Genomic DNA, 12,049 nt, shown 5'->3' with positions numbered 1-12,049 from the left:
CGGCGCCTCGACCGGCCCGAAACGGCCGCTCCATTTTCCCCTTGTCAGATATGGCCGAGCTCCCGATGTCCACGCATCTTTTCGCCCGTCTCCTGTCGCGCGTGCACGCTGTGTGCGGGGCGCTGATCGAAGAGGGCGCTCTGCCCGCCGGGATCGACCTGTCGCGTATCGTGGTCGAGCCGCCAAAGGACGCCTCCCACGGCGACATGGCGACCAACGCCGCGATGGTGCTGGCCAAGGACGCCAAGGCCAAGCCGCGCGATCTCGCCGACAAGATCGCCGACAAGCTGCGCGCCGAGGAGCTGATCGACCAGGTCGCGATCGCCGGGCCCGGCTTCATCAACCTGACGCTGAAGCCGGCGGTGTGGGCGGAGGCGCTGCGCGCCGTGCTCGACGCTGGCACAGGTTACGGCCGCAGCACCATCGGCGGCGGCGAGAAGGTCAACGTCGAATACGTCTCGGCCAATCCGACCGGGCCGATGCATGTTGGCCACTGCCGCGGCGCGGTGTTCGGCGATGCGCTGGCCAATCTGCTCGACACCGCCGGCTTTGCCGTCACCCGCGAGTACTACATCAACGACGCCGGCGCCCAGGTTGACGTGCTGGCGCGCTCCGCCTTCCTGCGTTACCGCGAAGCGCTCGGCGAGGCGATCGGCGAGATTCCGGAAGGGCTGTATCCGGGCGATTACCTCAAGCCGGTCGGCGAGGCGCTGAAAGCCGAGCACGGCGCGTCGCTCAAGGAACTGCCGGAAGCGCAGTGGCTGCCGACCGTCCGCGCCAAGGCGATCGCGATGATGATGGAAGCGATCAAGGGCGACCTTGCCGCGCTGAACATCACCCACGAGGTGTTCTTCTCGGAGCGTTCGCTGATCGAAGGCGGCCGCAACCGCGTTGCCGAGACCATCGAGTTCCTGCGTGCCAAGGGCGACGTGTATCAGGGCCGGCTGCCGCCGCCGAAGGGCGCGCCGGTGGAAGACTATGAGGACCGCGAACAGACGCTGTTCCGCGCCACCGCCTATGGCGACGACGTCGATCGGCCGCTGCTGAAGTCGGATGGCTCCTACACCTACTTCGCGTCCGACATCGCCTATCACAAGGTCAAGTTCGACGCCGGCTTCGCCAACATGGTCGACGTCTGGGGCGCCGACCACGGCGGCTATATCAAGCGGATGCAGGCCGCGATCCAGGCGGTGACGGCCGGCAAGGGCGCGCTCGACGTTAAGATCGTTCAGCTCGTGCGGCTGCTGCGCAACGGCGAGCCGGTGAAGATGTCCAAGCGGGCCGGCGACTTCGTCACGTTACGTGAAGTGGTGGATGAGGTTGGTTCCGACGCCGTCCGCTTCATGATGCTGTTCCGCAAGAACGATGCGGTGCTCGACTTCGACCTCGCCAAGGTGATCGAGCAGTCGAAAGACAATCCGGTGTTCTACGTCCAGTACGGCCACGCGCGCGGCCATTCGATCTTCCGCAACGCGCGGGAGGTGGTACCGGATCTGCCCGAGGATTCGAAGGTGCGGGCTGCGATGCTGCGGCAGGCGCCGCTGGAGCGCCTGAACGATCCGGCCGAGCTCGAACTATTGAAGCGACTTGCGCTCTATCCGCGGATCGTCGAAGCCGCCGCCCAGGCTCACGAGCCGCACAGAATCGCGTTTTATCTCAATGAGCTCGCGAGCGAATTTCATGCGCTTTGGACGCATGGCCGCGATTTGCCTCATTTACGCTTCATTATCAATAATGATGCAGAGATTACCAGGGCGCGCTTGGCGATGGTCCAAGGCGTCGTCTCGGTTTTGGCCTCGGGGCTCGCCATTCTCGGCGTCACTGCGCCGGACGAGATGCGATAGGGGATCGGCCGTCAGATGGGGATCTGGAGCGGCTTGTGAGAGCGGCCGTGTCGTCTGCGAGGGCGCCTTGGGCAGCTTTCCCGAATGGGACGCGACATCACGATGACGGATCGATATCAGAGCCGACCTTTTCCGCTGGACGATGACGACAGCCGGGCGTCGTCCCGCTATCCGCAGAAGCCGGAAAACGATCCGCTCGCCGAACTCGCGCGCCTGATCGGTCAGACCGATCCGTTCGGCCAGACCGCTCCGCGCACCGAGCCGGCGCCGCCGGTCGCACCGCAGACGCGCTCCACCGATTTCCGCGCCAGCCGTCCGGTGCCGCCGCAGGCCGAGGACGAGTTGTCGCCGCCGCCGATGCCATCGTGGATGCAGCATCGCCAGACAACCCGTGCGCCTGAGCCGGCGCGCACCCAGGAGCCGACCTTTGCACCGGAGCCGGATTTCAGCCGGCCGCCGTCATTCATCAATGCGGCACCGCCGCGCCGCGCTGAGGCTCCGAGCTTCGAGCGCGCGCCGGCGATCCAGCCGCCGATTGATCCGAACCCATTGCAGATGCGGCCGATCGAACAGCCCGCGATGGATCTGCGCTCGCTCGATCCGCGGTTCGACCCGACGCCGCCGGCGCCGCCGGCGCCGCCGGAGCAGCGTCAGCTCGATCTGCCGCCGCCGGATCGCGTGCACTACGACCCGCAATTCGAACCGCTTCCTGCGACGTCGCTGGAGCCTGATCGCTACGACGAGGCGCTGTACGGTCAGCTTCCGGCCGATCCCGCGCCGATCGGCGGCTACCAGGAGTCGCCATACGGATACGAAGACGGCTACGACGATCAAGCCGAGCAGGGTGCACTGAAGCCGCGCCGCAATACGATGGTGACGGTGGTCGCGATCCTCGCGCTTGCGGTGGTCGGTACCGGAGGCGCGCTGGCGTATCGCACCTTCGCCGGCACCACCCGCACCGGTGAACCGCCGGTGATCAAGGCTGATACCAGCCCGACCAAGATTCCGGGCCCGTCCAACGACAACGCCGGTAAGCCGATCCAGGATCGCCTCGCGTCCAGCAATGGCGTCGAAGCGTTGGTTTCTCGGGAAGAGCAGCCGGCCGCCGATCCGTCGCGGATGCCCGGTTCGGGCCCGCGGGTCGTGCTGCCGCAGCTCAACCAGAACCCCAATCCGCCGCCGGTCGCGAGCGTCGCGCCCGGTGCCAAGCCGAACCTGACGCCGCCGCCGAACAACGGCACGCTGGCGGGTGACGAGCCGCGGAAGATCAAGACCTACAGCATCCGCCCGGATCAGGCCGATGCGGCGGCTCAGCCCGCCGGTGCGGCCCGCACCGCGGCGCCTGCCGCCCGGACGCCCGCACGCGGCGTTGCCGACGCCAACGCCTCGGCGGGCAATACGCCGCTGTCGCTGTCGCCGAATTCGGCCGAGACCGCAGCGCCGCGGCCGCAGCGCGTCGCCTCGGCGCCTGCGTCAGAGCCGACCGCCACCTCCGGCGGCTACGTCGTGCAGGTGTCGTCGCAGCGCAACGAGGCGGACGCCAAGGCGTCGTACCGCAGCCTGCAGAGCAAGTTCCCGTCCGTGCTCGGATCGCAGCCGCCGCTGATCAAGCGGGTGGATCTCGGCAGCAAGGGCACCTACTACCGCGCGATGGTCGGACCGTTCTCGTCCGCCGAGCAGGCCCAACAGGTCTGCGGCAACCTAAAAAGTGCCGGCGGACAGTGCGTCGTCCAGAGGAATTAACGGCGGTTTCCTTGACCCTGGAGGCGCGCGCGGGCTAAGCGGCCATGTATGGCACCGCGCGCTTTCATCACCGGTATTGCCGGCTTAAGCCTCAGCGACGATGAGCGCGGATTTCTCCGCGAATCTCGTCCCTGGGGCTTCATCCTGTTCAAGCGTAATGTCGACAACCCGGCGCAAGTCAAAGCGCTGGTTGAAGAATTGCGTGGAACCGTGGATTCCCCGGACGCGCCGGTCCTGATCGACCAGGAAGGTGGCCGGGTGCAGCGGCTCGGACCGCCGCATTGGCCGGTGTATCCGCCGGGTGCGGTGTTCTCCGCGCTCTACGACGTCGATCCCGAGGCCGGGCTGACCGCCGCGCGGCTGAGCGCCCGGCTGATTGCGGACGATCTCGCCGCGCTCGGTATCACCGTTGACTGCCTGCCGCTGGCCGACGTGCCGATCGCCGGCGCCGATGCGGTGATCGGCGACCGCGCCTACGGCACCAGCCCGGACAAGGTCGCGGCGATCGCCCGCGCCGTCACCGACGGCCTGGCGCAGGGCGGCGTGCTGCCGGTGCTCAAGCATATCCCCGGTCATGGCCGCGCCACTGCCGACAGCCATCATCGCCTGCCGACGGTCGACACGGCGCGCGAGGAACTCGACCGCACCGACTTCGCCGCGTTCCGGCCGCTCGCCGATCTGCCGATGGCGATGACTGCACATGTTGTGTTTAGCGCGCTCGATGCCGCCCAACCCGCGACCACTTCTGCGACAATCATCGACCAGGTGATTCGCGAATCGATCGGGTTCCAAGGATTGCTGATGAGCGACGACGTCTCGATGAACGCGCTGGCCGGCAGCATCGCCGAGCGCACCCGCGCGATCGTCGCGGCGGGCTGCGACGTCGTCCTGCATTGCAACGGCAAGCTCGACGAGATGCGCCAGGTGGTGGCCGAGACTCCGGAGCTTCAGGGCAGGGCGCTGGTCCGCGCCGAGGGGGCGCTGGCCGCCCGCCATGCTCCCCAGCCGTTCGACCGCGCGGCGGCGCGTGCCGAACTCGACGCATTGATCGGCCGCGCAAAGGTGGGCGCATGACCGCTGAGATTCTGCAATTCGAGACTGGCCGGCCTGTCGAGCAGCAGGCCGACCAGGACGACGCGCTCGTCATCGACGTCGAGGGCTATGAAGGCCCGCTCGACCTGCTGCTCACGCTGGCGCGGCAGCAGAAGGTCGACCTGCATAAGATCTCGATCCTGGCGCTCGCCGATCAGTATCTGCTGTTCATCGAAGAAGCGCGGAAGATCCGGCTCGAACTCGCCGCCGACTATCTGGTGATGGCGGCGTGGCTCGCCTTCCTGAAGTCGCGCCTGCTGTTGCCGGAACCGCCGGCCCAGGAAGGTCCGAGCGCCGAGGACATGGCGAACGCGCTGGCCAACCGGCTGCGCCGCCTCGAAGCGATCCGCGAAGCCGCCAACCGGCTGATGACCCGCGCCCAGCTCAATCGCGACATCTTCCCGCGTGGTCAGGTCGAAGAGATCGCCGAGATCAAGCATCCGAAATTCACGGCGACGCTGTACGACCTGCTCAGTGCCTACGCGTCGCAGCGCCAGTCGCGCGTGCTCACCACCGTGCATCTTGCCAAGCGCACGGTGTGGTCGCTGAGCGAAGCGCGCGCGTCGCTGGAGCGCCTGGTCGGGCTCGCCGAGGATTGGAGCCGGCTCGACGAATATTTGCTGCGCTACATGCCCGATCCGACCCAGCGCGCCACCGTGCTGGCGTCGAGCTTCGCGGCCGCGCTCGAACTGGTGCGCGAGGGCGAGGTCGAGCTGCATCAGTCGGGCCCCTTGGCGCCTTTGTATTTTCGTAAGCGTCCGCCGTCTCCAGCGATGGAAGCGGCAGCCTTACCGGATGCTCCGGTCGGGTAGTGGAAGAAGGAGACCGAGCCATGGCAAGTCTGGCGGAGAAGCGCATCGTGGAGTTCGAACAGCCGGTCGAACATCTCGCTGATGACAGCGCCGAACAGCAGCCGCAGTCCCGGCCCGAGGAGCTGCGTCTGCTCGAAGCCCTGCTGTTCGCGTCCCCTGAGCCGCTCGATCAGGCTGCGCTCGCCAAGCGCATGCCGGAAGGCGTGGACGTCAAGGTCGCGCTGAAGCAGTTGCAGGAGGACTACGCCGGTCGCGGCGTGAATCTCGTCCGCATTGCCAACAAGTGGACGTTCCGCACCGCCGGCGATCTCGCCTGGCTGATGACGCGCGAGTCCACCGAAACGCGGAAGCTGTCGCGTGCCGCGATCGAGATGCTGGCGATCATCGCTTATCACCAGCCGATCACCCGGGTTGAGATCGAAGAGATCCGCGGCGTGGCGACCTCGAAGGGCACGCTCGACGTGCTGCTGGAGACCGGCTGGATCAAGCCGCGTGGCCGTCGCAAGACGCCGGGCCGGCCGCTGACCTTCGGCACCACCGAAGCGTTCCTGTCGCAGTTCAGCCTGGAGTCGCTCACCGACCTGCCGGGCCTCGAAGAACTCAAGGGCACCGGCCTGCTCGACACCCGCCTGCCGACCGGCTTCAGCGTGCCGACGCCGTCGGACGATCCAGCGCTGCGCGAAGACGAAGACCCGCTCGAGCCCGGCGATCTCGACCTGGCGCTGGCGCCGCAAGCCGACCCCGAGCTGGATCTGGAGGGCGAAGCCGGGGCCGCCGAAGCTGCGGCGTCGGAAACCGCCGTGGCCGTGAGCGCCGCGGAGATCGGCGAGGCCCAGCTGGGCGTTGCCGAAGCTTCTGAGCAGGATGCGGCCGCGCCGGAAGTCGGTTTCGCCGAGACCTCGCATGACGACGCCGAACCGGTCGAAACCGGCTTTGTCGAGACCTCTGACGATGAGGCCGAGGCCGAAACCGGCTTCGCCGAGACCGAGGAGGCCGACGAGACCGGCGAGACCGGCGAGATCGAAGACGCCGCCGAAGTCGGCGAAGTCGACGATGGCGAGCTGGAAGCCGAACAGGCCGACTCTGGCGATTTCGATGCCGAGGAGGACGTCAGCATAGAGATCGAGACCGTCGAAGTGGAACTGGTCGCATCGGATGATCAGGATGAGGACGTCGTCGCCGAGGCGGACGACGTCGCGTCTGATGACGTCGAAACCGGGGAAGACGAGACCGACCAGACCGACGCTCCGGAACTCGATACCGCTGAGCCGGAAGGCTCCGACGAGGACGCTGAGCACGACGCCCACGGCGAGGATGATCAGCACCAATAAGTCGGCGCTACGCCTCGAAAGGAACTGGATCAGCGGCGATCAACTCGCCGTTGCGACAGCTTAAATCCTTGTTTCGGGCGGCTCTTTCACCTAGCTTCGCAAGTGAATAGGGCTGGCGCGCCGGTCGAGTTTCGGGAGAAGGCAGGATGGGTTCACTCAGTATCTGGCACTGGATCGTCGTTATCGCGGTCGTCCTGCTGCTGTTCGGTCGTGGCAAGATTTCGGACCTGATGGGTGACGTCGCCCAGGGCATCAAGTCCTTCAAGAAGGGCTTGCAGGACGATGAAAAGACGGCCGAAAAGTCCGAGCCGGTGAAGTCGATCGACCACACCTCGACGCCCGGCGCGACCAACCGCACCGACGTCGGCAGCAAGGCGGTCTGAAGCGCGGTCGCAACGCGCCTGATCCGTCTTCGAGCCCCGTGCGGCATCGCCGCGCCGGGGCCGCTTGATCCGGCGACGGCACGCGCCGCCGGATGACACAAGGGTGAGCGCATCGCGGGGACGGCGGGGCGCGCCCGTAAGCGTCCCGGCAGTTGCGCGGGCGCATTGAGGCATAGTCGGCACGTTTCATGTTCGACATCGGGTGGAGTGAACTGATGGTGATCGGGGTGGTCGCGCTGATCGCGATCGGCCCCAAGGAACTGCCGGGCGTGCTGCGCACGGTCGGGCAGTGGATGGGCAAGGCGCGCCGGCTCGCCACCGAATTCCAGGGTCAGTTCCAGGAAGCGATGCGCGAGGCCGAGATGGCCGACCTCAAGAAGTCGTTCGACGAGGTCAAGGAAGCCACCAGCGGGCTGTCGACCAACAACATGCTCACCAAGCTGTCGAGCCAGGTCACCGACGCCATGGCGCTCGACAAGGCCACCAACATCGATACCCCGCCGACCGAGCCGACGACGCCGGCGCAGCCGACTGCGGAGACCTTCGTCGAGGCGACCCAGCACGATGCGGCGGCGTCCGAGCCGCTGGCGATCGTGCGCGAGGCGCAGGCCGCCGAGCCGGCGAACCTGCCGGTCGCCGCCGAAACGCATGCGCTTGCCACGCCTGATGCCGCGCCGCCGGATCTCGCGCATCCCGAGCCGGCGAAGGACGCCAAAGCGTCATGAGTGCCGAGGATATCGAGGCCTCCAAGGCGCCGCTGATGGACCACCTGATCGAGCTGCGGTCGCGGCTGATCAAGGCGCTGCTCGGCTTCGGCATCGCGTTCATCTTCTGCTTCTTCTTCGCCAAGCAGATCTACAACGTGTTGGTTTGGCCGTTCGTCTGGGTCGCGGGGCCGGAGAACTCCAAGTTCATCTACACCGCGCTGCTCGAATACTTCCTCACCCAGCTCAAGCTGGCGATGTTCGGCGCCGGCTTCATCTCGTTCCCGATTATCGCCACCCAGATCTACAAATTCGTCGCGCCGGGCCTCTACAAGCACGAGCGCAACGCCTTCGTGCCTTACCTGATCGCCACGCCGGGCTTCTTCCTGCTCGGCTCTCTGGTGGTGTACTTCCTGGTGCTGCCGATGCTGGTGCGGTTCTCGCTCGGCATGCAGCAGATGGGCGGTACCGAAACCGCGCAGATCCAGTTGCTGCCCAAGGTGGGCGAGTATCTGTCGCTGATGATGTCGCTGATCTTCGCGTTCGGCCTGGCGTTCCAGTTGCCGGTGATCCTGACGCTGCTCGGGCGGATCGGCGTGCTCACCGCCAAGCAGCTCAAGGAGAAGCGCCGCTACTTCATCGTCGGCGCCTTCATCATAGCAGCTGTGCTGACGCCGCCCGATGTGATCAGCCAGGCTTCGCTCGCGATCCCGCTGCTGCTGCTGTACGAAGGCTCCATCATCGCGGTTTCGATGGTCGAGAAGAAGCGCGCTGCGGCGGAGGCGTCGAACACCTCGGACTCGTCGACCCCGGCGGCTTGAGCCTTCCCCGCTCGTGATTGTTAGTTGCCGCTTCGGCGGTCGTGCCGGGCAGGGCTAGGCTGGTAACCCGGTCAGCATTGCGCGAGTTTCCGAATCGACCGCATGTTGGCGCATGCAGCGAGGCTTCGTCGGTTGGCCCGTTTGCTCCACCGCCGAGCGCCGTTATGCGCCTTGTCCAACATGCGATCCTGGTAGTCCTGGCGCTGGTGCCGTCGATCGACGCAGCGCGGGCGCAGACGAGCTGCACGGGTCGCTGTGCGCAGCAGGCCGCCGACCAGGAGGTGCTGCTGGCCCCATTCAACAGTCTGCTGTCGAGCGCGCAGGGGCGGGCGGTGCTCGACGCCAATCTCGCCAAGCAGGTCGAGATCTATCTGAACTCGACCCAGGCCGAGAAGATCGCCGCAGGCACGGTGCTGATCCTGCCGGCGGTGCCGGCCAACGTGCTGCTGCGCGCATTCCCGGGCAATCCGGCTTATGGCTACGATGCGCAAGGCATTCCGACCGCGCCGACGCTGCCGGCCTCGATCCTGCGGATGGAAGCCGCGATCATCGGCAGCAATCAGATCGTGGCGATGAAGCCGTATTTCGGCACCAGCGACGTCTATGGCAACGCTTACGGGTATCTGCCCGGCCAGACCGACAGCTACGGCAATCCGCCGCCGTATCAGGTTTCCGCTGCGATCTTGAGCAACCCGTTCACGCCGCAGAATTCGTCCTATTTGGCGTGGCAGAACCAGCAGACGCCCGGCGCGTACAACATCAACTGGGTGCTCGGCGACTCCAATGTCGGCGATTTCCCGAGCGCCCATACGATGCTCGCGACCTCCAACGCAGTGCCGTTCGCGATCCTGGCGCCGGGCTATTATCAGCAGTTCGTCATGGCGGCGGCGCAGTTCTCGTACGACCTCAACGTCTATGCGGCGCACTATCCGCTCGACGTGATCGGCGGCCGGATCATGGCGACCTACGTCACCGCCAACATGCTGGCCGGCAATCCGCTGTACGCCTCGGCTGATTTCAACACCACGAACCTGTCGTCGCTCGCGACCGAGATGCAGGCCTATCTCGGCGGCGGTGCCAGCTCGCCCTATGCCTCGGCGTGCGCCAATCTGATTGCCTGCCTCAGCAGCGGGGTGATCCCGACCGCCGCCAGCTATCAGCAGCAGGCGCAGGCCTATCGGCATTTCCTGACCTACGATCTGCCGTCGGTCGGCCCGACCGATCTTGCGCCCGTGGTGCCGGCGGAAGCGCACTATCTGATCGCGACGCGCTATCCGTATCTGACGACCGCCCAGCTCGACGAGATCCTCGCCACCACCGAGCTTCCGTCGGGTGGTCCGCTCGACAACGGCACCGGCTGGGCGCGGCTCAATCTGTATGCTGCGGGCGGCGGCTACGGCGCGTTCCGCAGCAACGTCACCGTGACGATGGACGCGTCGCAAGGCGGCCTCAACGCGTTCGACGTCTGGAGCAATGACATCTTCGGCCCAGGTGGACTGACGCTGGCAGGTACTGGCACGCTGGTGCTGGCGGGGGCCAACACTTACACCGGCGGCACCCGGGTCCAGAGCGGCAGCACGCTCGGCCTCAGCGGCAGTCTGCTCGGGCCGCTGTGGGTGGCGTCTGGGGCGAGCTTCGTCGTCGGCCGGAGCGGCACGTTCACCGGCGCGCTAAGTAACGACGGCACCGTTTACAATGCCGGCGTGGTCGATGGCAGCTTCAGCGGCAGCGGCGCCTTCACCAACGCCGGTTGGCTCGGCGGAACCGGCACGTTCGGCTCGCTCGATCTGCGTGGCGGCTCGATCGTGTCGCCAGGTCATTCGGTCGGCACCATTCAGGTCTCCGGCAATCTCAGCGTGTCGGCGGGCACCGCTTACTTCGCGCAGGTCGAGGGGAGCACCGCGGATCTGATCCAGGTCGGCGGCACCGCGAACCTATCGGGCGGCACCGTCATCGCCGGCTTGATCGGACACAGCCCGATCCTCGGCCAAGCCTATCCGATCCTCACCGCGGCCGGCGGCATCACCGGCAGCTTTGCGAGTGCGGTGACCGACGATCTGCCGTTCCTCGCCGCGTCGCTGAACACCTCGGCCAACGCGGTGACGCTGACGCTGACCCGCAACGCTGTTCCGTTCGCCAGCCTGGCGACCAGTGCTAATCAGGCCGCCGTGGCCAATGCGCTCGACGCCGGCCCGGCAGCGAGCGGGCTCGGCCTGTTGATCGCCACGCAGTCGACTGCCGGGGCGCCGCGCGCGTTCGATCTGCTGTCCGGCGAGGTTCATGCCAGCGCCCAGTCGGCGCTGCTCGACGACAGCCTGCTCCTGCGCGAGGCGGTGCTCGGGCGGATGCGGCAGAGCGGGGGCGCCGACACGGTGCTCGCCACCGGCCCCAGCGTGTGGGCGCAGGGCATCGGGACCTGGGGCCGCAATGGCAGCGACGGCAATGCGGCGGAGGCGACCAGTTCGGTCGCCGGCTTCGTCAGCGGCGTCGATTATCGGTTCGGCTCCGGCTGGCAGGTCGGCCTCGCTGGGGGCACAACGAGCTCCACCGTCACGGTCCGCGACCGCGCCAGTTCAGCCGATATCGATACCGCGCATCTTGCTGGTTACGCGTCCGGTGAAGCCGGCCCGTGGCGGCTGCGTGCGGCCGCCGCCGCCAGCTTCAGCACGCTGTCGACCAGCCGCTCGGTGAGTTTCCCCGGCGTCACCGACATCGCCGGTGCGCGCTACGATGCCACCACCGCGCAGGCGTTCGGCGAGATCGGCTACCGCGTGCCCGTCGGGCAGGCCGTCGCCGAGCCGTTCGGCGCGCTGGCGCTGGTGCATCTGCATCGCGACGCTTTCGCCGAAGGCGGTGGCATCACCGCGCTGGCGGGGACCAGCCGCAACGACGACATCGGCTTTTCGACGCTGGGCGGCCGGCTGACCACCAGCTTCACGCTGTCGCCCGGTCTGGTGGCGATGCCGCGGTTGGCAGCGTCGTGGCAGCACGCGTTCGGCGCCACGGCTCCGATCGCGGATCTGGCGTTCCGCAGCACCGCCGAGCCATTCGCGGTCGCCGGCGTGCCGCTCGATCGCGACACTGCGCTGGTCGAATGCGGCTTCGATCTGCAGCTCGGTCCGCAGGCCCGGGCCGGACTATCGTACGCCGCCCAGCGCGGCGAGCGGGGCCGGCGCGACCAGGTCCGCGGCCTGTTGAGCTGGCAGTTCTGACCGGTCTCCGTTGCCGTGCCCGGCCTTGTGCCGGGCATTGCCGTCTTCTACAGACGTTGCTCCGCAAAACGGAAATGGCCGGGACGGGCTCGGCCATGACGAGGCGA

9 protein-coding genes are annotated in these 12,049 nt (G+C 67.1%); all 9 read left to right on the top strand.

All coding sequences use genetic code 11. The features are described from left to right. The first annotated feature begins 50 nt into the window (after positions 1-50). The 9 genes from argS (at position 51) to RPPS3_RS14635 (ending at position 11,942) form a co-directional block, all read left to right on the top strand. Positions 51-1,844 (top strand): arginine--tRNA ligase, encoded by a 1,794-nt coding sequence (gene argS / locus RPPS3_RS14675; protein WP_107344756.1) that lies wholly within the window; start codon positions 51-53, stop codon positions 1,842-1,844. Positions 1,845-1,946: 102 nt separating this feature from the next. After that, entirely contained in the window at positions 1,947-3,587 is a 1,641-nt protein-coding gene (locus RPPS3_RS14670) for an SPOR domain-containing protein (RefSeq protein WP_107346613.1), read from the top strand. A 48-nt stretch (positions 3,588-3,635) separates the two neighbouring features. Next, positions 3,636-4,661 carry a beta-N-acetylhexosaminidase gene (gene nagZ, locus RPPS3_RS14665; RefSeq protein ID WP_107344755.1) on the top strand — a complete coding sequence of 342 codons (1,026 nt, stop codon included), beginning with the start codon at positions 3,636-3,638 and terminating at the stop codon, positions 4,659-4,661. Next, entirely contained in the window at positions 4,658-5,491 is an 834-nt protein-coding gene (locus RPPS3_RS14660; RefSeq protein ID WP_107344754.1) for a segregation and condensation protein A, read from the top strand. Before nagZ ends, RPPS3_RS14660 begins: the two co-directional genes overlap by 4 nt. Before the next feature lie 20 nt (positions 5,492-5,511). Beyond that, the gene (gene scpB, locus RPPS3_RS14655) at positions 5,512-6,822 is read left to right on the top strand and encodes an SMC-Scp complex subunit ScpB (protein WP_107344753.1); all 1,311 of its coding nucleotides are present in this window, start codon (positions 5,512-5,514) and stop codon (positions 6,820-6,822) included. Positions 6,823-6,968: 146 nt separating this feature from the next. Then, positions 6,969-7,205, top strand: coding sequence for a twin-arginine translocase TatA/TatE family subunit (locus tag RPPS3_RS14650; RefSeq protein WP_011158398.1), 237 nt, complete (start codon positions 6,969-6,971; stop codon positions 7,203-7,205). 188 nt (positions 7,206-7,393) lie between these two features. Continuing rightward, on the top strand, positions 7,394-7,930 hold the full coding sequence (tatB, locus tag RPPS3_RS14645; RefSeq protein WP_107344752.1) for a Sec-independent protein translocase protein TatB: 537 nt from the start codon (positions 7,394-7,396) through the stop codon (positions 7,928-7,930). After that, complete coding sequence (gene tatC, locus RPPS3_RS14640; protein WP_107344751.1) at positions 7,927-8,730, top strand: twin-arginine translocase subunit TatC; 804 nt, start codon at positions 7,927-7,929, stop codon at positions 8,728-8,730. The genes tatB and tatC overlap by 4 nt, the downstream gene beginning before the upstream one ends. Before the next feature lie 164 nt (positions 8,731-8,894). Continuing rightward, complete coding sequence (locus RPPS3_RS14635; protein ID WP_107344750.1) at positions 8,895-11,942, top strand: autotransporter domain-containing protein; 3,048 nt, start codon at positions 8,895-8,897, stop codon at positions 11,940-11,942. The last annotated feature ends 107 nt before the right edge of the window (positions 11,943-12,049 follow it).

Origin of the sequence: Rhodopseudomonas palustris, assembly GCF_003031265.1 — a bacterium.
Classification (GTDB): domain Bacteria; phylum Pseudomonadota; class Alphaproteobacteria; order Rhizobiales; family Xanthobacteraceae; genus Rhodopseudomonas; species Rhodopseudomonas palustris_H.
Note: the sequence above shows the minus strand (reverse complement) of the source record. Positions and strands in the feature narration are given on the sequence as shown.

Coding starts and splice junctions, on each gene's coding strand:
- RPPS3_RS14635 (WP_107344750.1), top strand. CDS start 8,895: ATGCGCCTTGTCCAACATGCGATCCTGGTAGTCCTGGCGCTGGTGCCG.
- tatC (WP_107344751.1), top strand. CDS start 7,927: ATGAGTGCCGAGGATATCGAGGCCTCCAAGGCGCCGCTGATGGACCAC.
- argS (WP_107344756.1), top strand. CDS start 51: ATGGCCGAGCTCCCGATGTCCACGCATCTTTTCGCCCGTCTCCTGTCG.
- RPPS3_RS14650 (WP_011158398.1), top strand. CDS start 6,969: ATGGGTTCACTCAGTATCTGGCACTGGATCGTCGTTATCGCGGTCGTC.
- tatB (WP_107344752.1), top strand. CDS start 7,394: ATGTTCGACATCGGGTGGAGTGAACTGATGGTGATCGGGGTGGTCGCG.
- scpB (WP_107344753.1), top strand. CDS start 5,512: ATGGCAAGTCTGGCGGAGAAGCGCATCGTGGAGTTCGAACAGCCGGTC.
- RPPS3_RS14670 (WP_107346613.1), top strand. CDS start 1,947: ATGACGGATCGATATCAGAGCCGACCTTTTCCGCTGGACGATGACGAC.
- nagZ (WP_107344755.1), top strand. CDS start 3,636: ATGGCACCGCGCGCTTTCATCACCGGTATTGCCGGCTTAAGCCTCAGC.
- RPPS3_RS14660 (WP_107344754.1), top strand. CDS start 4,658: ATGACCGCTGAGATTCTGCAATTCGAGACTGGCCGGCCTGTCGAGCAG.